The following is a 24,851-nucleotide window of genomic DNA, read 5'->3' as shown; positions in this document are numbered from 1 at the left end:
ATTACGGCTTAATAAGGCTTTTACCGGTCATTCCCGGTATTGAAATGACAGTCCTTGTCTCCAGTTTCACTTTCACTTGCGGAAAGATCTCATCCCAGCGATCCTCAGCCCGCTTCCACGTTTTCGGATACTTTCGGTAAAAAGCGTCGGCAAAACCGAAAATGTCGGCGTTCATGTTTTGTGCTTTCGTCAGGGCCAGCTTCACCCGATGCTCAATATCGTTTCCAAGTTCCGTCTCCAGCTCTTTAACATTATTCGGTTCCATCAGATTCAGGTCTGTCGTATTTTCAACGATATCGTTCAGCGTCTCAATCCGGGCCGTGATGCTCCAGTTATCGCCGTCAATGTGCGGGACCAATGCCGTACTGCTTTTTTTCAGTTCGAAGGATACATATCCTTGCGTATTTTTCGGGGAGAAGGTGATGGTGGCCAAATTGATTTCGTTTCTCAGCCACATAACCCCCCTGGTGGCGTATTCGTTTATGCGGCCGACCATTTTCCCGTTTTTCAAAACGGCGGAGCCCATAATAAACGGAAACGGCGTTTGCTTTTTGAAGCCCGGTTTGATTTCCAACCAGGGGATGATTGCAGCCTTGGATTTGCCCGCCATCATTTGCGCCAATTCTTTCAACGTAATATTCAACCCGGTTTGGGACTTGGCCACTTCCCGCAGCTTATCTGCGATCGTTCGTTCAATCGAAGGCGGAAGCATCAGCACATCTTTCGCCAGCCCTTTGCTGACGAATACGTTGCCGCGTTCTCGCGGAGCGGGGTGCCGGGTCAAAAATTCGATCGGTTCGCCAATGCCTTGCTTTGCTAATCTTTCCCCGAAAATAAACACCTCGTCATGTCCCCAAAACACTTTGCGCGGCAGCATTCGCTGCAGCTTGGATGTCGCATCCGCCAGGGTGAGCCCTGGCGCGGATCGAACGACGGATACATTGGCCCCCCCGCCGCTGGAGTCGGACATCCCTCCTATCTGTTGACCGCCTGTGCCTGATTGAGATGTAACATATATATTTACGGACAGCTCAGGGTAACGATCTTCCGTCAGATCGATACCAGCCGCTGTAATGATCGCCAGATCGTTCACTTCCGTTCGGTCCCAGCAGCCGGCCAGCAACAGAGAGTGGATGGAAAAGAAGAGCAGGAGAAGAACGGTTTTTCGTTTCGTCGTATCCATGCAAATCCTCCTTTCGGTTACCCTTCTCCATTGCCTTTGGGCGGATGAGGCTGCTGTCCGGGGGCCTGCCGGTATTGGTTCCATTCCCCGGTTAAGTGAGGACGGGTATTCATCTTCCAACGCGGAGCGCGCCAGAGCACGTCTTTCAGATCGTTGCGTTTCAGAGGAGCCAATGGCGACATGTAGGGAACTCCAAACGAACGAAGCGTGAGAAGATGATACAAAATGACAATCACCCCGAGGATCAAGCCGAGCAATCCCAGGAAGCCCGCAAGGAACATCATCGGGTAGCGAAGAAGTCTCATGGCAATGCCGACGGTGAAGCGGGGAGCCATAAACGAAGCAACCCCCGTCACCGCCACGGCCAATACCATTGGAGCGGAAGCGATACCGGCCGCAATCGCCGCTTGACCGATCACGAGCGCCCCGACAATACTGACGGCCTGCCCGATTTGCTTCGGAAGTCTGGCTCCGGCTTCGCGCAGCGCTTCAAATACGGTTTCCATGATCAAGGCCTCTATAAGCGCAGGAAACGGCACCTGTTCCCGTGACTTCGCCATCGTTAATAACAGGGCGGTCGGTAGCATTTCCTGATGGAACGTAATAGCGGCGACATAGAACGAAGGGCCCAATAACGAGACGAACAGAAACAGGTAGCGAAGCCAGCGAATGGCAGAACCTACAAAGTATCGCTCGGAATAATCATCCGGCGATTGCAGCAGGGAAACGATGGTCACCGGAGCGATCAGTGCACTGGGGGTTCCGTCAACTAACACGACGACATGCCCTTCCAGCAAATACGAGCTTGCCACATCCGGACGTTCCGTCGACAGAAGTTGAGGGAAAGGGGAATAAGGGTTGTCTTCAATCAATTCCTCGACAGCTGCGCTTCCTAATATACCGTCGACCTCAATCCGCTGTAATCGGCTCGTCATTTCCTGAATTAAACCAGGGTCCGCAACTCCCTCGATATAGACAATTGCGATTGGGGTTCTGGAATAGATCCCGATATTCATCGACTTGATTTTCAGGTTCGGACTTCTAAATTTCCGCCGCAGCATAGAAGTGTTGGTCCGCAGCGTCTCGACGAACCCTTCCCTTGGGCCCCTTAATACCGATTCGGATATCGGTTCTTCAATTCCGCGTTTTTCAAACTTCGATAAAGCGAACGCCAATCCCTGATTTTGTCCGTCCATAAGCAGGACAGGATTTCCGCCAGATACTTCCGCGATAATGTCCGCTACGGTTCGGACGTCTTTTATGGAAGAGACGGCAACCTTTTTGCGAATATTCGGCAGTGTGTGCTCCGCATCGATATTCTGCTGAAGCGGTGCCAGCACATGCTGGTCGGCCTCCTCGAGATTGACAAGACCATCGATGTATGCAAGTAAGGCTTTTGTCTGTTCGCCGATCAAAAACTGATGGAGAATGACGTCGGAGCAATCCGCATAGACGGTCTGCAGGAGTTTCAGATTTTCGTTCAGAGCTTCAGAAAGATGGATCTCAGTTTGCGGATCTTTGCCCGGGGCGGCAATTGACGGTTTTTGCCGATCGGAATGCAGCAGCCGGTTCAATCGTTTCTTCATGTTGCCCATCGCGATCCCCCTGTCAAAAAATAACAAGACCGAAAAACCCCGTTTTCATCCGTTTCCTATTATGGGTTATAAATGCACCCAATATGCAAAATTTTGGCGTTGGCGGGCGGGGCGGCTGGGAGACTTGTGGCGAAAGCCTGTTTCCAGGAAAGAGGAAGGTTTTTGACTTATAAATCATAAGAAAAATTTAATATGAGTAATATACACAAATTTAAGTTACCTTATTGCGTTTAATATAACTCATATTTTATAATTATGACATACTAATTCGAAGCGATTCGAGAGGGGGGTTACCATGTCTGACCGCGTCGGTTCAAACAACGAACTGGGAGTCGTCATTTGCCGGGTATGCAATGATGTCCTTTATACCTTGCCTACGAATGGCTATAAAAAATTTTACAGCGTTTGCACCAAACCGGAATGTTCCGGACAATTCAAAAAAGGAGAGGTCACTTCAACATGACGGAAAAATGGGTTTATTCCTTTGCCGAAGGAAATGCGAATATGAAACCGCTATTGGGGGGGAAAGGCGCGAATTTGGCGGAAATGACGCGGGTCGGGCTCCCTGTGCCGCAAGGATTCACCATTACGACCGAAGCGTGCCGCGCTTTCTTCAAGTCCGGCAAGCGCATGATGCAAGAGCTGAAACCGCAACTGCTGCACGCCCTTGAGCGGCTTGAAGCCGCGAAAGGACAAAAATTCGGCGACGGGTCCAATCCGCTTCTCGTATCCGTCCGGTCGGGCTCCGTCACTTCGATGCCGGGGATGATGGACACGATCCTGAATCTCGGGTTAAACGACAATACGGTGGCCGGATTGGCGAAGCTAACCCGGAACGAACGATTCGCTTACGATTGCTATCGCCGGTTGATCCAGATGTTCGGCAATGTGGTATTCGGAATTGAGGCGATTCATTTCGAACAACTGCTGCTGCGCTTGAAACATTCGCTTGGCGTCAAGCAAGATCAGGAAGTGGCGGCCGAGGGCTGGCGGCAATTGATCGACGATTACAAATTGTGCGTCAAGCGCCACGCGGGAAGAGATTTTCCGCAGGATGCGCACGAGCAGCTTGAGCTGGCCGTGGAGGCAGTCTTTAAGTCGTGGAACAATCAGCGGGCGCAAATTTACCGCAAAATCAACCGGATTCCCGATTCGCAAGGCACAGCCGTCAATGTGCAGAGCATGGTATTCGGCAATATGGGGGACGATTGCGGAACGGGCGTCGTATTTACGCGCAACCCTTCCACGGGCGAAAATGCTTTGTTCGGCGAATATCTCGTCAATGCGCAGGGCGAAGATGTCGTGGCAGGGGTGAGAACGCCGCAACCGATCGACAGATTGAAATCCGACATGCCGGACATCTATGACCAGCTGGCGCGTGTCTGCAAGCAATTGGAGCATCATTACAAAGATATGCAGGATATCGAGTTTACCGTGGAAAGAGGAAAGCTCTATGTACTTCAAACGCGAAACGGCAAACGTACCGCCCAGGCGGCATTGAAAATTGCGGTCGACCTGGTGGCCGAAGGCGTAACGGACAAATATGAAGCTTTGCAAAAAATCGAGGTTTCCCATCTCGACCAGCTGCTTCACCGGGGCTTGGACGAATCGAAAGTGACGGAAGTATTGGCCGTCGGGCTGCCCGCCTCTCCTGGCGCTGCGATCGGTGTCGCGGTATTTGATGCGGATACCGCGGCGGAGTGGAAGAAAGCAGGGAAGCGGGTCATTCTGGTGCGTCCGGAAACGACGCCCGAAGACATTCATGGCGTGCTCGCTGCGGAAGGCGTGCTGACAAGCCGCGGAGGGATGACCAGCCATGCGGCCGTGGTGGCGCGCGGTATGGGTAAACCTTGCGTTTGCGGCTGCGAGAGCATCCGTATCGATCCGCAGAACAAGCATATGCTGGCGGATGGCATCACCATCGCAGAAGGAGACTGGATTACGTTGGACGGGGTCACCGGAAGGGTTATACGGGGGGCCATTCCGCTTCAGGAAGCCAAGGTGACGGATGAGCTTGTCCGGATGCTGCAGTGGGCCGATGAAGTGCGAACGTTGCGCGTCTACGCGAATGCCGACAACCCCGAAGATGCCAGAACGGCGCGCGCATTCGGAGCGGAAGGAATCGGACTTTGCCGGACGGAGCATATGTTCTTCGCACCGTCCCGTCTCGCCGTCATGCAGAAGATGATTATGGCGGATTCGCCGGAAGAACGCAAGAAGGCATTGGATCAATTGCTGCCTATGCAGCAGGCCGATTTCGAAGGGATCTTCGAAGCGATGGACGGCTTGCCGGTTACGATCCGGCTGCTGGACCCGCCTTTGCATGAATTTTTGCCTCAATTGGACGAACTGCAGCACAAGCTTCAGCAGGCGGATTCGGACGCGGAAAGACAGCAATGGAAGCACATGATCCGCAAGGTTCAATCGCTGCACGAATTCAACCCGATGCTCGGACACCGGGGATGCCGATTGGGAATTGTTTATCCGGAAATTTACGACATGCAGATCGAGGCCATATTCAAAGCTGCGGTCGCCTGCATGGACAGAGGAATCGCCGTGCTGCCGGAAATTATGATTCCGCTGGTCGGCGATGCGAGCGAATTGAAAATGTTGCGGGAGCTGGTCGATCAAGTGGCGGATCAGGTGCTGGGAGCGGACCACAGGCGCGATTGCAAGTATAATGTCGGCACGATGATCGAGGTGCCGCGCGCCGCGTTGACCGCCGACCGCATTGCGGCCCATGCGGACTTCTTCTCGTTCGGCACCAACGATCTGACGCAAATGACGTTCGGATACAGCCGGGACGATGCGGAAGGGAAGTTTCTGTCCCATTATTTGGACAAAAAGCTTCTGCCCCATAATCCGTTCCAGGTGCTCGATGCCGAAGGCGTCGGCCAACTGATCGAACTGGCCGTCCAGAAAGGGCGGTCGCTCAAGCCGGCGCTGAAAACGGGCATATGCGGGGAGCATGGGGGAGACAAGGACTCCATCGCTTTTTGCCACCAGACCGGGCTGGACTATGTCAGCTGTTCGCCGTTCCGGATTCCGACGGCGAGAATCGCTGCCGCCCAGGCGGCCATCATGCAGCAGCGTCAGGCCGGGAAGCCGGAAGAAGCGGCAGCGGTTTGATCCTTCTGTCAGATCGGTTACAATGGTGGGAGATATACGATTTTGCAGGGGGGAACCATGATCGAACTATCATCCCGCCAATTGGAAATTTTGGAACTGGTACAGAAGCATGCTCCGATTACAGGGGAACAAATAGCCGAGCTTCTTGGCGTAACCCGGCCTTCTATCCGTTCCGATCTGTCGCTCCTTACCATGCTCGGCTATATTGACGCGAAACCGAAAGTCGGTTACTTTGTCGGCAACCGTACGGCGAAAGAAACTTCGGACGTGGCGCAGATCACGCAGCGGCTCGTAAAGGAAGTGATGAGCATCCCGGTCGTGCTTCGGGAAACGGCTACCGTGAACGATGCTGTCGCCACCCTGTTTCTTCATAATGTAGGGAGCCTGATCGTAGCGGATGCGTCAGGCGCGCTGGCAGGCGTCATATCGAGGAAAGATCTGCTCAAATTGACGCTTGGCAACGCGCAGGCTCCTTCCGTTTTGCTGGGCATGGTCATGACCCGTTACCCCAATATTATAACGGTCACGCCTGAAGACACCGTCCATGAAGCGCTGCGGAAAATGATCGAGCACGAAGTTGACGGTTTGCCGGTCGTACAGCCGCTCGACCGGGCAGATGGGGGGAGCGGCGTGGAGGCGGTGGGCCGAATTACGAAAACGACCATTGCCAGGCTTCTGTTCGACATGACCGCGCATCTGCAGTAAAAATCAGATTGCTGAAAAAGATGCAATAGCGAAAGCGCCTTGTTCGTTGCGCTTTCGCTATTGCCTTTTTTGGTGAATTTCGGGCTAGACCTCGTCCGCCCCCGGCATCACGATCGTCTCTCCCGCGTCGTCCCAGCGCCATATCCGTTCCTTGCCTTGAAGACGAACGCCGCCCAGCCAGCAATCGATGCCGTTTAGAGCCACCCGGTCTTCTTCGCCGTCCAGGACGCGGCGTCCGGCCTTCGTCAGCACGACGCGGGCGTTGCGGAATTCGGGCGAGGGGGCGGAGTCGGCGCAACCGGGCATGGCGTCGCCGGCGTCTTCGATGCGAATCAAGGGATGCGGACCGGACGCCATCTGCTCCAGAATATGCCAATATTGAATATCCCCCATGCCGAACCAATGAAGCCGCTCTCCCGTTTGCCGGAACAACGCCAAAGGCTGTTGCAGGCCGCGGCGCACCTCTTCCAGCGTCGTTGTTTCCACGATGCCGAGTCCGTTGCGGAGGGAAGGAAAGCGGGACAAATGGAAGCGAAACGCCTCGCGAACGAAGGGCAGCGCGGCCACGTCCCCCTGAAGCAATCGAACGAGATGGCGCGGATCGGGCGAGGCGTAGGCTTCCCAGCATGCCCGGCCAAGCTCCAGCTCCCGCCGCCCGACCGGATGCCACGTACCGGACAGCGTTTTCAGCTGTTCGACAGTCAATTGGCCGAGCCCCCGGAAAGATTCGACCCCGGGAAAAGAACCGATGCATAGCAAATTCAGTGTTGTCCGGCCCGGCGATTGCCTTGAAAACCAGTGCAGCAAATAGCATAACATCGTCTGGTCAAACAGGTCGTGTTCGAACCAAAGCACGATTTCGTCGTAGTCTCGGAAATGGCTGAGCCGCTGTTCCTGCGATCGGCAGCCCTCGATATACTCCTGGCGCGGAATCCGCAGCGCGTTCTCCAGGTAATCGGCGCGGAGCGCCCGGCCAGCCGGCTCGGACGGATCGGGAAAGACCGGACCTTCCGAATAAATTTCCCGCCAGACGAGTATGTCGCCGCGAACGTCGCCTTGCTTCAGCTTGGCCGCCACCGTATCGCCGTTGACAATATGCAGCATCCGTTCCGCCTCCTTTCTTTCCTATTTTATAACAATCGGAGGTGTTTGGCGCGGATAGATTTCCATAGATGCAATGGAGACTTTTGATGTATACTGGTCGTATCTCACCGACTCGAAAATGGGGATTTTTATGGCGTACGAACTCAAAACGAAAGAAACGGATCATTCGGTCGTCGAGTTTATCGAAAATGTCGAGAACCCGAAAAAACGCGAGGACGCATACCGGTTGCTGGATATTTTTACGGAAACGACCGGCTATGAGGCGAAGATGTGGGGACCGAGTATTATCGGATTCGGTTCCTACCATTATAAATACAAAACCGGTCACGAAGGCGATGCGCCTCTCGTCGGCTTTTCACCTCGAAAAGCAAAAATAAGTTTGTATTTGATGCTGGATGAATCGGTAAGAGAAGAATTGTTGCCCAAACTCGGAAAACATACGTCCGGCAAAGCTTGCGTATACATCAATAAATTAGAAGATATCGATATCGAGGTTTTGAAAGTGTTAATCAACCAATCGATCAAATTTTTGAAAGAAACGTATCCCGACTGAATCTGTCCCGCCCTCATATGCCATGCAAAGCCGGAAACCGCAATATTGCGGTTTTTTCTTTTAAACCGGAAACATATACTCCTAGTACACAAGCAGAACTAATTGCGCGCAAGGGAGGGATGAGTTTGGATCAAAAGATAGCAGTCATCGTGATCCACGGAATAGGCCGGCAGAAGGAAAACTTCGCCGATCCGTTCACCCGGTTGCTGCTGGAGCAATACGCAAAAGAGACGGGCGAGAAGCATCCGGAACAGCATTTGGCCATCGAACCGGTCTACTGGGCGAAGGTGCTGGAAGAAAGGGAAGAAGCTTTGAAACGAAATATCGTTCGTCCCTATCAATTGCGTTATCAATGGCTGAGACATTTCGTCATTCATTATCTGGCCGATGCGGTTGCTTACCAACCGCTTGGGACGAACGATCAAACCTATCAGGCCATTCATGAAACGATCAGCGCCGCCTTGCATCGATTGTCGGAGGTGGCGGGAGCGAATGCGCCGCTTTGTGTCGTGTCGTACAGTCTGGGCGCCGTCATTGCGAGCAACTATTTTTACGATTTGCAAAACGCGAACGGCTGGAAGCCCGTTATCTTCAATCCGGACTCGGCATTGGAACGGGGAGACACGCTGTTGCTGTTTTACTCCTGCGGCACGACGCTGCCGTTATGGAGCTTGCGCTATCTTGATTTCGACAAGCCGATCCGCGTACCAAGCCGCCCCATGCGCGAGCTGTCCCCGGATATCGAAGGAGAATGGATTAATTTCTATGACAAGGACGATATTCTCGCTTATCCTCTCCGCGGCGTACATCCGGCCTATGCGGATGCGGTTCGGGAGGATATCGAAGTTCATGTGGGAAACTGGATAACCGGTTGGAATCCGTTTAGCCACAGCGGGTATTTCGCCAGCGACCGGGTCGTCGGGCGCATGGCCGAAGGATTGGCCAAAGCTTGGCGGCAAACGAATCGGCTGGCCTGAGGGCCTTCCGTCAAATCGTCGCCCGTCCGTTGGCCCGCACCGTCATCTGTCTAATCGCCTCCGGTCCGTTGCGCGCCCCGCCTTCAACGCCCCCTTCTCGCGGCAGATTGCTTTAGCAGATTGCTTTAGCGAAAAAATGATGCAAAAATACAGGAATTTTGGATTGAAAAGGTAATAATGGAACGAAATTCTGCGAAAATGCAGTAATTTTTTGTGATTTTCGCTTGTCTGGCTTGAACGGGTTCAAAAAACTGTATAATCGCAGGAATTTTCACATTTTGGTTATTTTACCCCCGGAAAAATTGCACTTTTACAGCTTTGTTCGTTATTGGGTTTCATCTTCCGGATACCAGCCGCCGCGGAGCCGGAGTAAAGCAAGCCATTTCGGGACTGATGGCAGTTCGCAGCGGGGTTGGAGCGAGCGAATAAGACCCTGGAGCTTCGCAATTCGTCTTATATAGCAGCATTTTACACAATTCGCGATCCGGACAGCCGGCGTTCGGTCCGCCCCGTCCATTCGGTATAAAGAAAAGCATTATGGGGGGAAATTAATACTGTCGATGGAAAAAACCGGAGGTTCGGACGATGCCAGGAAGCAAGGACAAACAGCGAATGTGGAGCGTTTTATTCGGGAATGTTCAGAAAGCTCTAGGGTCCCCCCCGGATCTGATCTGCCGATCGGTGTTGGTGAAGGAAGAGCAATCGGTACAATGCATGTATCTGGAAACGATGGTGGATACAAAGATATTGGACGATTATGTCTTGAAATCGCTAATGGCGGGCACCTTCCCGGAAGCGAAGCATCCCGATGCCGCAGCAGACGGGTTTTTCCGCGAACTTCCCTTGTCGTTAAAGCCTGAAGATTTGCTGAAGCAAACGGTCGATGCTCTGTTGGCGGGTCAATGTCTGTTTGTCGACCCCGCAAGGGAGCGCATTTATATGATCGATGCGGCCGCTCCCAAACAGCGCCCGATTGACGAACCGAAATCGGAATCGATCATCCGCGGGCCGCACGAAGGCTTCACGGAAAGCATCGATACCAATATCGGACTGATTCGCAAAAGAATCCGAAATCCGCATCTGCGAATGGAGAAACTGAATATCGGCAATCAAACCCGGACGACCGTGATGTTGATCTATTTGGACAATCTCGCTCCGAAGTCATTGGTGGAGGAGGCGAGGCGGCGGCTGTCGGCCATCGAAACCGATAGCGTGCTGGAGAGCGCCTACATCGAGGAGTATATTCAGGATCGAATATGGACTCCCTTTCCCACCCTCACTAATACGGAACGTCCTGATGTGGTATCGGCCCACTTATTGGACGGGAAAGTAGCTGTTATGGTCGACGGGACGCCGAATGTTCTTCTGGCCCCGATAACGTTTTTGGAATTTTTCAGTTCGCCGGAAGATTATTATCAGCGGGCGGATATCGCCACGTTTCTTCGCTGGATTCGCCTGATTTCTTTTTTTACGGCCGTCTTCGTGCCTTCGATGTTTGTTGCCGCAACGACTTTCCACCAGGAGCTGATCCCTACCCAATTGTTAATCAGCTTGTCGGCGCAGAGAGAAGGGGTTCCGTTTCAGGCGTTCGTCGAAGTAATGCTGATGGAAGTGGTGTTCGAAATTATCCGGGAAGCGGGTCTCCGCATGCCCAGAGCGGTTGGGCAGGCGCTGTCGATCGTAGGAGCTATCGTGTTTGGACAAGCGGCAGTGGATGCCGGTCTCATCTCTGCCGCCGTTGTCATTGTGGTGGCCATCACCGGCATCACCAATTTTGTCGTCCCTGTCTACAGCTTCGGCGTGTCCCAGCGCCTCGTCCGCTTTTCGTTCATATTGTTGGCCGGTACGATGGGGCTATTCGGCATCTTGTGCGGCGTGTTGTTTCTGGTCGCTCACCTCGTGTCGCTCAAATCGTTCAGTGTCCCTTACTTGACTTCCGTGGCGCCGGCCCATAAATCTGACTGGCAGGATGAACTGGTCAGAATGCCCAGACCGTGGATGCATGCCAACCGGTTACCTGGATTTATAAACCTTTTGAAACGAAAAAAATGACCTGGAGGAACGATAATGGCGCGTATATCGGCAGTCAAAGCGTTCATCCCGATTGTTCTGATGTCCATTCTGCTGACCGCCTGCTGGGACAAGACAGAATTGAACGAACTGGCGCTTGTCAGTATGGTCGGCGTGGACAGCGATCGGGAAAGCGGCTTGAAAACGATTTATTACCAGATCATTAACCCGTTAAGCAGCGTATTTTCCAAAGGAGCGCCCGGAGACAATGAAGCTCCTATATACACGTACAAAATTGCCGGGCGCTCTTACGGGGAAATGAAATCGACCATTCATAAATTATTATCGCGCAAGCTTTTTGTGGCCCATTATCGAGCGCTGATTGTTTCGGAAAGGGCGGCCAGGCAAGGAATACGCGACTTCGTCAACTATATCGAAATGCAGCCCAATGGCCGTTCCTCGATCCCGTTGCTGGTAGCGGACGGCCCGATATCTCGTATCATGAAAACCTTCACTCCGTTGGAAAGGGTACCCTCGGAAGCCATTGATTCGAAGCTGAAGCATTTGACCAGCGATTCGTTATTAGGGGGAGAACATGTGAAGGTGAGGGATTTTATTGAACGGATGCAAAAATCGGAAGCCATTGTGCTGCCGATGATCAAGGAGACCGAGAAAAAAACGAATTCGAACAGCAACCAGGCGTCAACGCAAATCGACGCCAATCAAAACAATCTGATTATTGAAGGGGGAGCGGTGTTTCGGGATTACCGGATGGTGGGCAAGCTCAATGATACGGAATTGATATGGTATCACTTGTTAAGCGGCGATAAGGGGCGGCACACCAAACTGTTCGAGGTGGACGGAAAGCGGATAACGATGCAAATGCAGTTGGCAAACATGGACTGGTCGGCCCATTGGCGCAATCATAAACCGGTTGTCACGATCCATATCGATCTTGAACTGTCCACCGTTTATGCCATTGAATATGTTCCGCAGTCCCGGAATGAAGTGAAACAACTCGAGAACGAAGTGGCGCAAATCATTCAAGATGATTTGTACGCTTTTTATCAAAAAACCAAAGCCAATGGGTGGGAATTGCTGAAGACCAAGGAGACCGTGGATCGGTACTTGACGAAGAAGAACCAAGCCGAAAAGGTCATCGCGATGAAAGACGTGGAGGTCATGATCAATGTGAAAGCCAGACTATTGCAGATCGGAAGCATTAGAAAAACGTACTAGGAGGAAAATCCAAAATGAATTCGAGGATGATTTCGCGCTGGCAGTTTTTCCTTCTAACCATTAATTATATTTTGGGAACTTTGTTCTTTGTACTGATCCAGGCGCTGATCCGTCAAGGCGGACAGGATGCCTGGCTAATGCCTTGGTGGGCAGGCACGGCCGGCATCCTCTTTGCCTTGATCTGGATTATCCTTTATCGCTGCCATCCAGGAAAAAGTCTGGTTCAAATCTCGCGGGCGACGTTGGGCCGCGTCTTCGGGACGGTTATCGCCACTTTATATTTTCTGTACTTTTGCATCTTGGCCGGATGGGTGCTGCGGAATTTGAGCGATTTCATGAACGGCACCATTATGCCTGAGACACCGAAGAGCGTATTCCATTTCATGTTTTTGCTTGTCGCTTGCTACACGGTGGCCAATGGCGTCGAAACGATTGCACGGCTCAATCAGGTGCTCACTCCTTTTTTGTTTTTTCCTTTTTGGTTTGTCATGTTGCTGGCATCCGTCAATTGGGACTGGAGCCGATTTCAGCCTGCTTTCCTTATCGAAAATTGGAAAAATATTATTGGATTTTACTCTTTTTTGGGCTTTCCTTACATGGAAACGATCGTGCTGATGATGTTGTTTCCGTTGGTAAACAAGAGCGCCGGCCGTTCATTTGTTATGGGGATCGTGACAGCAACCCTATCGCTAAGTTTGATCCTGTTTATGATCATCGGTTTATTGGGGATCGAACGGGCATCCAGGCTTACCTTTCCGATCTATTCGGTCGTGCAGGAGATTTCCATCGGCGAAGTGATGATGAATATTCATTCGGTTATTTCGGTTATTCTGCTCATTCTGATTTTCATCAAATTGTTGGTGCTCGTATACGCCGCTTATGCAAGCTTGAATCAGATGTTCCTTCCGGCAACCAAATGGCCTTTTCTGATTGCTATAACCATTATCATGACGGCCATGGCCGGATCGATTTATGAGAACCCGATTCAGAACAGGGAATGGAACGAAAAGTATACGTTTGTGTACGGCTCTTTCTTCGCCCTTTTTATTCCCTGTTTGCTTCTTGTCATAACTTGGGTGAAGAACATCGTTCGGAAAACATACAGGAGGTCAACCGGTTGAATATGCTGACGTTTCACATCTGGTTCGTACCTTTAATCGGCGTCGTTTTGTTTCGGCTGCTGCAAAAGAAACATATTCGGGATGCGGTTGTCTTTCTGCCGTGTCTTTTGTGGGATACGGGTTATGGCTATGCATTGTCAATCAGCGTCCCTTTATTATTACGATCTTTCTTGCCAGCATCATCGAAGCGATCAAGAAAAGTTTTTAAATCCGTAACAGAAGGGCAGAATGAGGATGAAAGTGGGACTGGCTTTGGGGGGCGGAGCGATACGCGGGCTCGCTCATATCGGCGTGTTGAAAGTTTTGAAGAAACATCGAATCCCGATCGATTTTATTGCGGGTACCAGCATGGGCGGCGCCATAGGCGGGCTGGTCGCGGCCGGAATCGACATCGAGGAAATCGAAGAGTTCGTGCTGCGCACCCCTTCCTATCGGCTTGTGGATATCGGAATCCGCAAGCGCGGGATTTTTGCCGGAAACAAAATTTACGCCATGCTGATTCGATTTCTCGGAAATAAAGGGCTTGGCGATATTGTGATCGAGAATCTGGCGATTCCGTTCCGTGCCGTGTCGGTCGATCTGATGAAAGGGGACGTTTTTGTTTTTGACGAGGGCAGTCTCGTCCTGGCCATTCGGGCCACCACATCGGTTCCCGGTATTTTCTCCCCCGTTCGCCATCGGGGCAAAGTGTTGGTGGACGGGGGCGTGCTCAACAATCTCCCGGCTGATCTGCTGCGTCCGGAAATGGATGTCGTCATCGCGGTCGATGTCGAAAGAGAGCATGAAGAGCAGGAGCCGCGCAATCTTTTCGAAGTGGTCTACCGTTCTTTTACGATTATGACGACGGTGCAGCGCCGGGCCAATCTCAAGTACGCGGATGTCGTGTTTCGGCCGGAAGTCGGGCATTTCTTCGCCTTCGACATCGGCAGAATCCGCGAGTGCATCGAAGCGGGGGAACGGGAAGCCCAAAACAAAATTCATGAAGTGCTGACATTGCTGAATTGAACCCGAAACGGAGGCTGCGGTGACGATGGATGCTGTCAAGAAAGGATTGGCGTTCGGTCTCAGATGATGGGAAAAAGAATGCGCCATATCAGTCGGTATCGGGCGATCGCCCTCGCTTTAATTCGTCATGGATTCGGATTTGTAGTGGAGGAAATCGGTTTTGCCCCGTTTCTCTCCCTTCCCCGCAGACGGTTCCCGGAGCCCGAGCAAAAGGCCCCCAAAACGGTTGGCGAACGGATCCGGCTCGTTTTGCAGGAACTGGGCCCCACTTTTGTGAAATTGGGGCAAATCGCGAGCACGCGTCCCGACTTGCTTCCCGAGGAGATCATCGTCGAACTGGAAAAATTGCAGGATCGGGTCCCGCCTTTTTCATTTCAAGAAGTATGCGGCATCGTGCGGGATGAACTGGGGGATGAATGGCATAACCTGTTTCAGCGTTTGGAAGAGCTGCCGCTGGCCGCGGCGTCGATCGGGCAGGTTCATCGTGCGGTGCTGCGGTCGGGCGAGAATGTAGCGGTCAAAGTTCAGCGGCCGAATATCGCCGGCGTAATCGAAACGGATCTGGAAATACTCCAGGATTTGGCCGCCCTTGCCGAACATCGTCTGGAATGGGCGAAAGCGTACAAAATTCGCGATATGGTGGACGAATTTTCCAAGGCGCTGCGCGCGGAACTCGATTATACGATCGAATACCGCAATGCGGAGAAAATGGCGAACCAGTTCGGAAGCGATCCTGCCGTTTACGTGCCGAAAGTGTTTTTCGAGTATTCGACCAAAAAAGTGCTCACCATGGAATATATCGAAGGGGTAAAGCTGAACGATCCGGTCAAGCTCAGGCAGGATGGATATAACACCAAACGGATAGCGGAACGACTGGCAAGAGCGATTTTTCAGCAAATTTTCCACAACGGATTTTTCCACGGAGACCCTCATCCGGGAAATGTGTTCGCGCTGCCGGGCGACGTGATTGCCTTTATCGATTTTGGCATGGTCGGCCGGCTGAATCCGGAGATGAAATATCATTTTTCGTCACTCGTGATCGCCCTGATGCGCAAAAGTTCGGACGGCGTCATCAAATCGATCCTCCGCATGGGAATCGTGCCCGATGATGTGAATATGGCGGCGTTGCGCGATGATGTGGAACAGCTGAGAGAGAAATATTACGGCGTTCCGTTAAGCCGCATCAGTCTCGGTGAGGCCGTCAATGACTTGTTTCGCACCGCGTTTCGGCATTCCATCCGCATTCCGGCGGACTTGACGGTACTGGGGAAGACGTTGCTGACCGTGGAAGGCGTGGTGGAAAAGCTGGACCCCGATTTCAGCATTTTCGATATCGCGGAGCCCTTCGGGCGTCAGTTGCTGAAGGAACGGCTGCATCCGAAACATGTGGCGGAATCGTTATGGAAACGCGTTAACAATTTCGGGGAAATCTTGATCGATCTGCCCAAACAGATGAAAGAGGCAGCCATATGGATCAAACGCGGGAAATGGCGGATCGAGATGGCCGTACCCGAACTGGATCTCATATTGAGGAAATTGGACCGAGTCGGCAATCGGCTGTCATTCAGCATCGTGTTGCTCGCTTTCAGCATCATTATGGCGGGCGTCGTAATCGCTTCTTCTCTGGGGCGGCAATCCACCCTGCTGTGGAGGATTCCGGTGATTGAGATCGGTTTCGGCATGGCGACGCTGATGTTCTTGTGGCTGCTCTTTTCGATCATCCGATCGGGCAGATTTTAAGGCTTGTTCGCCGAAACGATACTGCGACCGCCATATTGCTCAAAGGTATTGTTTTCCATGAACAGGAAATAATAAATGCTATACGTTGACCGGACGACCGGAGACGTACATTTTTGCGGGAAATCCGGTCAAAGGACGGTTAAAAAAATAAAAAATTGGCCTTGCGCTCTCTTGCCTCCATCCCCCTTATCTCGACGCTAGCCAATTCCATGCTGATTCCTGTACTTCCGAGCATCTCCAGAGAATTAAAGATCAGTTCGCTGCAGGTCAGCATGCTCATTACGGTATACGCGGTCGCGGCGATTTTGCTGATTCCCGTCGCAGGCTATTTATCGGACCGTTACGGACGCAAAACGATCATTATTCCCAGCTTGATCATAACGGCAATAGGCGGCGCCATCTCGGGATTGTCGGCGATCTTCCTGGAACAGTCGGCCTATTGGCTCATTCTTCTGGGCCGTCTGCTGCAAGGGATCGGCGCGGCCGGCGCGGCGCCGATGGTCCTTCCGCTTGTCGGGGATCTGTTCGAACGGGAGCAGGAAGTGAGCGAAGGGCTCGGTATAATCGAAACGTCGAATACGTTCGGGAAAGTGTTGAGTCCCATCGTCGGAGCGGCGCTCGGGATGCTGGCATGGTATGCTCCGTTTCTCGCCATTCCTTTGTTTTGTGCCATTTCAATCGTATTGGTCGCCTTCCTGGTGGAAGCGCCGAAGGAACCGAAACCGCAAGTGAACTTGAAAGCATTTGTTCAATCGATCCGTACCGTTTTCCGCGAGAAGGGGAGATGGCTGTATGCGGCTTTCCTGATCGGGGGAATTTGCATGTTTGTCGTGTTCGCCCTGCTGTTCTATCTGTCGTCGACGCTGGAAGACAAGTACAGACTGGACGGGGTATGGAAAGGCGCGGTGCTGGCGATTCCGCTCGCCACATTATGTATGGCCTCGTATGTGACAGGCAAAAAAATCGGCAAAGACAAAATACGAATGAAATGGGTAAGCTTTGCGGGATCGGTCTTGTTGACAGCATCGGTGCTCGTCATCGGCTGGTGGGAGAATATCGTCTATATGATCGCCGCCATGGTGTTCAGCGGGATTGGGATCGGGCTGCTGCTGCCCTGTCTGGATGCCATGATTACGGAAGGCATCGAGAAGGAGAAGCGCGGGACGATTACTTCGTTTTACAGCAGCATGCGATTCATTGGCGTGTCCCTGGGCCCGCCGGCCGTGTCGCTGCTCGCGCAATCCGGCCATTCGGTCTTGTTCGCGACCGTCGGCGGCATTTGCGCCGTGACGAGCTTGCTGTCGTTGTTTTTCATCCGGCCGCGAGAAAGCGGAAGCCCGCAAGGCAGCGTCAGCTAGCGGGGTTCCCTGCTTGTTGCACGCATTGAAATCTTCCATCGGTCATAGTTTCACAATGGTCCTGCCGCGTTGCCGGCCTTTCAATATGTCCGACAAGGCGCCCGGCAGCTCGGCCAACGAAATTTCGCTGCATATGTCGTCCAGCTTGAAATTCGGTTTTAAATCGGTCGCCATTCGCTGCCACAACCGCAGCCGCAAATCCATCGGGCAGTAGACCGAATCGATGCCCAGCAAGTTGACGCCCCGGAGAATAAAGGGAAGCACGGTCGTCGGCAGCTCGCTGCCGCCTGTCAATCCGCTGACCGCTACGGAACCGCCGTATCGGATCGCGCTCAAAATATAAGCGAGCGATCGGCCGCCGACCGGATCGACAGCACCCGCCCACAGCTGCTTGCCCAACGGGCGAATATTCTCCGGCAGCAGCTCCGAGCGATGGATGACGGTTCCGGCTCCGAGTCTTCGCAAAAAGTCATGCTCGGCATCCTTTCCCGTACTGGCCGCGATCTCGTATCCTTTGCGGGCCAGCATGGCGACCGCCATACTTCCGACCCCGCCCGTCGCCCCGGTCACCAGCACCGGTCCTTTGTCCGGCGCAACGCCGTGCTCCTCCAGCCGATGAACGGACAGCGCCGCCGTGAACCCGGCCGTACCGTAAGCCATCGCCTCTTTCAAGGTGAGGCCTTCGGGGAGGGGAACGACCCACTCAGCGGGAACGCGCGCGTATTGGCTGAATCCTCCATGATGCGAAACGCCGAGCCCGTAGCCGGTCACCAGCACCTCATCGCCTTCCTTGAACCGCGGGTCCCGCGATGACGCAACCGTACCCGCCAGATCGATGCCCGGCACGATCGGATATGTCTTCACGACTTGTCCGTCCGGGATCGATGCAAGCCCGTCCTTGTAATTCACGCTTGAATAAGCTACGCGAATCGTCACTTCTCCTTCGGGCAAGTCTTCGATCGTCAGGTCCTGCACGTCCAGGCCAAACCGGCCGTTCTCACGGCTCACTACAAGCGCTTGAAAGGTTGGCATGCGATGATCCCTCCAGATCGTTCATCCATCCGCCGGTAAGGAATGGACGTATTCTTCGGATATCATTTTAAAATATAAGGATAACATGAACAACAAAAATTGTCTTTACATTATTTTCCCTATGCCATACGATAAAAGTGGCTAGCGCCATGACATAACGAGTGAACAGGGAGACGAGGCTGCCTGGCTTGTCTCTCTTTTCTTTTTTTGAACGGGTGAAGAAAGGAGACGGATCGGATGGCACACCCCCCGAAACATATTGTATCGGCTGCCGCCATTGTATTGAATGAAGAGAACAAAATTTTGCTGCTTCGGGGACCGAGGAGAGGCTGGGAGATGCCCGGAGGGCAGGTCGAAGAAGGCGAATCGTTATGCTCCGCCGTCATCAGGGAAACGAAAGAAGAGACCGGCATCGACATCGAAATTATAAGATTTTGCGGCATTTTTCAAAACGTTCGAGACTCGATATGCAACACGTTATTTTTGGGGAGACCGGTCGGCGGACAGTTCCGGACGTCGGACGAAAGTTTGGAGATCGGCTATTTTACTATCGAAGAGGCGCTGAATATGGTCACATGGAAGAACTTTCGCGAACGGATCGAATACTGCATCACCCGGCAGGAACCGTTTCTGGTGGAATTCAATGCATGATGGGAGGGACGATGCCCGATTCGGGAGAACGATGACTACCTATGAATCGGGGATCAGAATGATGCTCATTCCGAACGAAGACGGCATTCATTGCCATATGTCCTATGCGAACGGGCCGCAGGCCGTTCACGGATTTATCGTTCCGGATCCGGAAGCGGCATACCGGCAATTGGAGGAACGGGGAATTCAAGTCGGAAGCATGTCCCGCTATCAAGGCCTGTCCTTCGGTTTTCATGATCCCGACGGGAACAGGATCGAGCTGTGGGGCGACTATCCGAAAGCGCTAACAGCGGGCGATCATGCAGGAGCGCGGAATCGGGAAGTGCGAATTCAGCGGCTGGAAACGCCGGATCAGGCGGAGGGCTGGAGAGCGGCATTCGCCAAGCACGGTTTGGTCAGAAGCGACGATTACTATGACGATTGCTTGCGGGAAAATCGGAACGGTACGCGGATGACCCTATTGGCTATGGTCGATGGGGAACTGGCGGGTTGCGCGCATGTCAAGTACATATCGGGCTATCCTTATTTTCGCGACCATGGCATTCCGGAAATTAACGATTTGAATGTGTTCCCCGAATATCGGAGGAAAGGAATCGCGAATCAGCTGCTCGATCAGTTCGAAAGCCGAGTTTCCGCCACCCACAAGCGAATCGGAATCGGTGTAGGACTGTACCGGGATTACGGTCAGGCCCAACGGATTTACTGCCGCAGGGGGTACATACCGGACGGAAACGGGGCGGCCTATCACGGCCAGGCGGTAGAACCGGGTTCGACTATCCGTGTCGACGATGATTTGGTATTGTATTTTACAAAAGAGTTCTCCCGATAGCGGCGGAACGGGTACCAAGGCGATAAACTTGAATAAGGAGGGGACGATGAACTATCCGCTATACGATCGTATCGGAGCCGGCTATGACACGACCCGAAAGGCCGATCCGGAAATATGCCGCCGGAGACAGCGGGATAATTGGACAGAAAGGACCGAAATGGAAAGCCGATATCATAAAGGAGATGAATGCCAATGTTAAACGCCGGACAGAAAATAACCCCGTTCCTGACGTTCGACGGTCAGGCCGAAGAAGCGATGAATTTCTATGTTTCGTTGTTCGAGCAATCCGAGATTGTCAGCATAACCCGTTACGGTCCGGAGGGATTCGGGAAGGAAGGCAGCGTGATGCACGCGACGTTTACGCTGAACGGCCAGGTTTTCATGTGCATCGACAGCAGCGTTAAGCATGAATGGACGTTTACGCCCGCGGTTTCCTTGTACGTTTCGTGTCAATCCGAAGAAGAGATCGACCGGCTGTTCGACCGGCTGTCGCAAGGAGGCCAAGTCCTGATGCCGCTCGATTCGTATCCGTTCAGCGCCAAATTCGGTTGGGTGAACGACAGATACGGCGTATCCTGGCAATTGAGTCTCGCCCGGGACTGAATCGAGCGAAACGCCCGGCCGGTACATTGTCCTGTCGGATGAGGGGAGACCTGGCGTTCTTGTGTGCGGCTTGGTGGCGTATATATGATGGTGAAGTTGAAGTCCGGCCATTGACAGACCAACGGTGCAATGGTATGATTGCAATCAAAAAACACACTAAAACGATAAGAATTATATGATATATACCGATAAGCGAGTCTACCGGTCAACCGGAGGCACGGAGGTGATTCAGTGATTTCACCCCGTGCCTTTTTTGATTTTACGAGCTGGAGGTATCTCTATGGATTTGCGATTATTAAAAACGTTCCAAACGATCGTCAGGCGGCGGAGCTTCCAAAAGGCGGCGGAAGAGCTTCAATATGTGCAATCGACCGTGACGATGCAGATCAAAAAGCTGGAATCCGATCTGGGCGTCCAACTGCTCGAACGGAGCAAAAAGGTCCGTTTGACGGAAGCGGGCCGGCTGTTCTACGAGCAGGCGGAGCTGCTGTTGAAAAACTATGAATATCTTCAAAATCTGATGAAGGAATGGGAGCAGGGAGAAGCGGGCATGATCCGGCTTGGCGCGATGGAACCGGCCGCCAGTTGGCGGCTTCCCGCCCTATTGGCCTCCTTCCGGGAACGGCACCCGAACGTGCAGCTCCGGATGCAAATCGCCAATACTTATGTGCTGCACCGGATGCTGGAGGATGACATCATCGATTTGGCCATTTGCACGACGCCCGATTCCGGCGAAGGCATGCTGTTTGAGCCGCTGTTTACGGAGAAGCTGGGGCTGCTTGTTCCTGCCGGAAGCGAATTGTCGGCCAAGCCCGAGATCGTGCTGCAAGATTTGGAGAACCAGCCTTTGCTGCTGACGACGACCGCATGTCCTTTTCGCCGCGAATTGGAGCGATTGCTCGCAGAGAAAGGGGTGACGCCCAAATGGGGGCCGGAGGTCGGCACCTTGTCCGCCCTTCCGTTCTATGTGAAGCAAGGCTTCGGCGGCGCGTTCGTCCCTTGCATTACCGTTGCCCCTCCGCCGGAAGGAACCGTGCTCAAGCCGATTGCGGACTGGAATGTCGGACTCGTCACCGGACTGCTGCGCAAGTCGGGCAATACGACGCTTGGATTGGCTGGCGACCGGCTCCTTGCCGCGTTGCGGGAATCGTTGACGAATTCGGCTCTCGGCAGCGCGTCGATTCAAAAAAATTGAACATTTTCATGATTTATTTCCATTTTACACCCCGGGCTATTGGCCCCTATAATGTTAATAAATCCGATGTGACAACATGGGGATTGACAGAAGAGAGGCGGTGAACGTTCAACATCATGTGCACTGCTGAATTCCTTGCTCTGCCCGAAGCGGTGTCTTTGGTGCGCAGCGGGGATACCGTCGCCATTGGCGAAAGTCTGGAGATGTCGCCGATGGCGTCGATCCGGGAACTGATTCGCAGCGGCGTCAGGGATTTGCATCTCGTATGCAGCGGGTCGGCGGCGATAGGCGCCGATCTGCTGATCGGTGCCGGATGCGTCCGTTCGATCGAATTGTCCCATATGATGCTCGGCGAGTTCGGATTCGCCCCCCATTTCAGACGCTCGGCGGAGAAGGGAGAGGTTCGGGTTCTGGAGCATACCTGTCCGGCCATGGCATCCGCGCTTCAGGCGGGCGCGATGGGCATCCCGTTCATTCCCGTGCACGGGCTGCTCGGAACGGATCTGTTGACGGTCAGGGAAGACTTCCGTCTCATCGATCATCCGTACCGGCCGAACGACCGGATCGCGGTTGTGCCGGCGATTCGGCCCGACGTCTGTCTGCTGCACGGCTATCAGGCGGACCGGGACGGCAACGTCGTCGTCAGCCGGCTGCAGAATGCGCGGGTACTCGCCCAGGCTTCCCGAAGATGTGTCGTGACGGTGGAGGAAATTGTCGAATCCGGACAACTCGATCTCCGGAGGGGAACATGGCTTTCCGCCCGATATATCTCCGCCATCGCTGAAGTGCCGTACGGCGCTCATCCGACGGGCTGTCCCGGGTATTACGAAGAGGATCGCGAGCATATCGGCCGGTATGTGAAATCGGCCGTTCAACCGAAAGATTTCACAGAATATTTGGACAATTATATTTTCGCCTGTGCCGGGCATGCCGAATATGCGGCGGTTCATGCGAAGAAAGACGGGGGGTATGCCGTATGAATTGGACGCCCGCCGAGCTATTGATTTGCACGTTGTCCCGCCGGTTGCGCGACAGGGAGACGGTCGTCGTCGGCAACTTTTCGCCGGTCCCTGCGGCCGCGGCTCTTCTGGCGCAAGCAAGTCATGCGCCGCGGGCCAAAATCTGCATCCTGGGCGACGAGCGGAACTGGCCGTACGAAGAGGCCCAGCAATTGTACGATGCGGTGCAGCGCGGGGAGGCGGACGTCTTCTTCCTGAGCGGTGCCCAGATCGATGCGTACGGCAATGTCAATTTGCATGCGATCGGCCGCTACGAATCGCCGGAGGTCCGGCTTCCCGGCGGCGCCGGCGCCGCATTGTTTTATTACCGGTGCAAACGGATACTCCTGTTCAAAACCGATCATCGGCCGAGGGGGTTTCCGGAACGGGTCGACTTTATTAGCGCCCATGCCGGTCCGGAATACCGGCAGGACGGACTGGGGCAGTTGGACGGCGTATATACGCCGCTTGCGGTCATGAGACGTTCGCCGCATACGGGCCGGCTGCGGCTTGCCGCCGCGGCACCGGATACGACCGTGCAGGACATTTGGCAAAGAACCGGATTCGAGCTGGAGTCGGAACCGGAACCGGAACGGATCGAGCCGCCTTCCCGCGAAGAACTGCAGTTGCTCCGGGGCTTGGTGAAAGACAAGATGACGGGGATTTACCCGAGATTTGCAAAGGAGGAGCTGGGTAATGGTTGAGTTTATTACGATGGCGCCCACGTCGGGCGACGGACAATATGTCGGCAATTCGCAAGGAGGGACGGTGTCCCGGCTGCAGGGCTGGAGCGAGACGACGGAACGCGAACCGTCGCTAGCGTATATCTCCCGCATTGCCGAGGCGGCGGAGAAAGGAGGCTTCGGGACGCTGCTGCTGCCGACCGGGAGCAGTTGCCTCGACTCGCTGGCGATTGCGTCGGCGTTGATCCCGAAGACGGAACGGTTGAATTTCCTGTTTGCGGTCAGACCGGGGTTTACGGCGCCGGCCGTGTTCGCCCGGCAATTTGCCACCTTCGATTACTTGTCCGGCGGACGGGCGCGGGTCAATATTGTGACCGGCGGCATCCCGTCGGAATTGGCCGCAGACGGTGATTTCCTGGAGCACGACGCCCGCTATCGGCGGACGGAGGAATTCATTACGCTGCTGAAACGGCTGTTCACGGAGCAGAACGTCAATCATAAAGGCGAATTTTATCAATTGGAAAATGCCACCCTTTTCCCGAAACTGGTGCAGCAAAGTCCGCAAATTTATTTCGGCGGCGCTTCGCGGGCAGGAGTCGTGACCGCAGCGTCGGTCGCCGATGTCTACATGATGTGGGGGGAAACGCTCGACAACACCCGGGAACGGCTTGAGGAGGTCAAGCGGGAAGCGGCGTTGCGCGGCCGGACTTTGAGCTACAGCCTGTCCTTCCAGGTCGTGCTCGGCGATACGGAAGAGCAGGCCTGGAACAATGCGAAGAAACTGATCAGCCGGATCGATCCGGCCGTCCTGGAGAAAAAGCGGCAGTCGTTTACAAAAGGGGACTCCGTCGGCGTGAAGCGGCTGCATCAATTGATGCTCGAATCGAAGGACCGCGATTTCCGCGTCGGCCCCAATCTGTGGGCAGGTCTGACGCAGGTGCTGAACGGCAATTCCATCGCCCTTGTCGGCACTCCCGATCAGCTGGCGGACCGGCTTATCGAATATATCCGCCTCGGCTTCGACAAAGTGCTTCTCCGCGGCTTCCCTCATCTGGAGACGATCGAAGCGATCGGCCGCGACATTATTCCGCGGGTACGCGCCCGGCTGGCGCAGCAGTCGAAAACCGCCGTAGGGGAGTGA

21 protein-coding genes are annotated in these 24,851 nt (G+C 53.8%); 17 read left to right on the top strand and 4 right to left on the bottom strand.

Annotated elements, in window-relative coordinates:
• Position 1 precedes the first annotated feature (1 nt).
• On the bottom strand, positions 2-1,183 hold the full coding sequence (locus ABEV74_RS05470) for a Ger(x)C family spore germination protein (protein WP_430144104.1): 1,182 nt from the start codon (positions 1,181-1,183) through the stop codon (positions 2-4).
• A 17-nt stretch (positions 1,184-1,200) separates the two neighbouring features.
• Positions 1,201-2,778, bottom strand: coding sequence for a spore germination protein (locus tag ABEV74_RS05465; protein WP_430144101.1), 1,578 nt, complete (start codon positions 2,776-2,778; stop codon positions 1,201-1,203).
• Positions 2,779-3,237: 459 nt separating this feature from the next.
• On the opposite strand from ABEV74_RS05465, the gene ppdK reads away from it, so the two are divergent.
• Together ppdK and ABEV74_RS05455 are read left to right on the top strand one after the other, a co-directional pair.
• Entirely contained in the window at positions 3,238-5,907 is a 2,670-nt protein-coding gene (gene ppdK, locus ABEV74_RS05460) for a pyruvate, phosphate dikinase (RefSeq protein WP_430144098.1), read from the top strand.
• A gap of 57 nt (positions 5,908-5,964) precedes the next feature.
• A complete protein-coding gene (locus ABEV74_RS05455; protein ID WP_430144095.1) occupies positions 5,965-6,612 on the top strand; it encodes a helix-turn-helix transcriptional regulator in 648 nt (215 codons plus the stop codon).
• A gap of 84 nt (positions 6,613-6,696) precedes the next feature.
• On the opposite strand, the gene ABEV74_RS05450 is transcribed toward ABEV74_RS05455, so the two are convergent.
• A complete protein-coding gene (locus tag ABEV74_RS05450) occupies positions 6,697-7,716 on the bottom strand; it encodes a DUF1835 domain-containing protein (protein ID WP_430144092.1) in 1,020 nt (339 codons plus the stop codon).
• Positions 7,717-7,846: 130 nt separating this feature from the next.
• Between ABEV74_RS05450 and ABEV74_RS05445 the strand changes: the two genes are divergently transcribed.
• From ABEV74_RS05445 to bcbE, 8 genes are all read left to right on the top strand, one after another.
• Entirely contained in the window at positions 7,847-8,269 is a 423-nt protein-coding gene (locus ABEV74_RS05445; RefSeq protein WP_430144089.1) for a DUF1801 domain-containing protein, read from the top strand.
• A gap of 125 nt (positions 8,270-8,394) precedes the next feature.
• Entirely contained in the window at positions 8,395-9,246 is an 852-nt protein-coding gene (locus ABEV74_RS05440; RefSeq protein ID WP_430144086.1) for a chemotaxis protein, read from the top strand.
• A gap of 585 nt (positions 9,247-9,831) precedes the next feature.
• Complete coding sequence (locus ABEV74_RS05435; protein ID WP_430144083.1) at positions 9,832-11,298, top strand: spore germination protein; 1,467 nt, start codon at positions 9,832-9,834, stop codon at positions 11,296-11,298.
• A 15-nt stretch (positions 11,299-11,313) separates the two neighbouring features.
• On the top strand, positions 11,314-12,495 hold the full coding sequence (locus tag ABEV74_RS05430) for a Ger(x)C family spore germination protein (RefSeq protein ID WP_430144081.1): 1,182 nt from the start codon (positions 11,314-11,316) through the stop codon (positions 12,493-12,495).
• A gap of 14 nt (positions 12,496-12,509) precedes the next feature.
• On the top strand, positions 12,510-13,616 hold the full coding sequence (locus tag ABEV74_RS05425) for a GerAB/ArcD/ProY family transporter (RefSeq protein WP_430144079.1): 1,107 nt from the start codon (positions 12,510-12,512) through the stop codon (positions 13,614-13,616).
• A 234-nt stretch (positions 13,617-13,850) separates the two neighbouring features.
• Positions 13,851-14,621 (top strand): patatin-like phospholipase family protein, encoded by a 771-nt coding sequence (locus ABEV74_RS05420; protein ID WP_430144076.1) that lies wholly within the window; start codon positions 13,851-13,853, stop codon positions 14,619-14,621.
• A 63-nt stretch (positions 14,622-14,684) separates the two neighbouring features.
• Positions 14,685-16,361, top strand: coding sequence for an ABC1 kinase family protein (locus ABEV74_RS05415; protein WP_430144073.1), 1,677 nt, complete (start codon positions 14,685-14,687; stop codon positions 16,359-16,361).
• Between the two features lie 155 nt (positions 16,362-16,516).
• Positions 16,517-17,719 (top strand): bacillibactin exporter BcbE, encoded by a 1,203-nt coding sequence (gene bcbE, locus ABEV74_RS05410; protein WP_430144071.1) that lies wholly within the window; start codon positions 16,517-16,519, stop codon positions 17,717-17,719.
• Between the two features lie 42 nt (positions 17,720-17,761).
• Here bcbE and ABEV74_RS05405 read toward each other — a convergent pair whose 3' ends face one another.
• On the bottom strand, positions 17,762-18,751 hold the full coding sequence (locus ABEV74_RS05405) for an NADPH:quinone oxidoreductase family protein (protein WP_430144068.1): 990 nt from the start codon (positions 18,749-18,751) through the stop codon (positions 17,762-17,764).
• Positions 18,752-18,988: 237 nt separating this feature from the next.
• On the opposite strand from ABEV74_RS05405, the gene ABEV74_RS05400 reads away from it, so the two are divergent.
• The 7 genes from ABEV74_RS05400 to ABEV74_RS05370 all read left to right on the top strand — a co-directional run bounded on the left by ABEV74_RS05400 (position 18,989) and on the right by ABEV74_RS05370 (position 24,851).
• Positions 18,989-19,402: an NUDIX hydrolase gene (locus tag ABEV74_RS05400; protein WP_062493723.1), complete on the top strand. Its 414-nt coding sequence runs from the start codon at positions 18,989-18,991 to the stop codon at positions 19,400-19,402.
• A gap of 31 nt (positions 19,403-19,433) precedes the next feature.
• Positions 19,434-20,231: a GNAT family N-acetyltransferase gene (locus tag ABEV74_RS05395; protein ID WP_430144065.1), complete on the top strand. Its 798-nt coding sequence runs from the start codon at positions 19,434-19,436 to the stop codon at positions 20,229-20,231.
• 192 nt (positions 20,232-20,423) lie between these two features.
• The gene (locus ABEV74_RS05390) at positions 20,424-20,834 is read left to right on the top strand and encodes a VOC family protein (protein WP_430144063.1); all 411 of its coding nucleotides are present in this window, start codon (positions 20,424-20,426) and stop codon (positions 20,832-20,834) included.
• A 280-nt stretch (positions 20,835-21,114) separates the two neighbouring features.
• A complete protein-coding gene (locus tag ABEV74_RS05385) occupies positions 21,115-22,029 on the top strand; it encodes a LysR family transcriptional regulator (protein WP_430144060.1) in 915 nt (304 codons plus the stop codon).
• 116 nt (positions 22,030-22,145) lie between these two features.
• Positions 22,146-23,009, top strand: a complete 864-nt coding sequence (locus ABEV74_RS05380) for a CoA transferase subunit A (protein ID WP_430144057.1) — start codon at positions 22,146-22,148, stop codon at positions 23,007-23,009.
• Positions 23,006-23,731 (top strand): CoA-transferase, encoded by a 726-nt coding sequence (locus tag ABEV74_RS05375; RefSeq protein WP_430144054.1) that lies wholly within the window; start codon positions 23,006-23,008, stop codon positions 23,729-23,731. The genes ABEV74_RS05380 and ABEV74_RS05375 overlap by 4 nt, the downstream gene beginning before the upstream one ends.
• Positions 23,724-24,851: an LLM class flavin-dependent oxidoreductase gene (locus tag ABEV74_RS05370; RefSeq protein ID WP_430144051.1), complete on the top strand. Its 1,128-nt coding sequence runs from the start codon at positions 23,724-23,726 to the stop codon at positions 24,849-24,851. The genes ABEV74_RS05375 and ABEV74_RS05370 overlap by 8 nt, the downstream gene beginning before the upstream one ends.

Source organism: Paenibacillus cisolokensis (assembly GCF_050481165.1).
Lineage (GTDB): Bacteria > Bacillota > Bacilli > Paenibacillales > Paenibacillaceae > Paenibacillus_AH > Paenibacillus_AH cisolokensis.
Note: the sequence above shows the minus strand (reverse complement) of the source record. Positions and strands in the feature narration are given on the sequence as shown.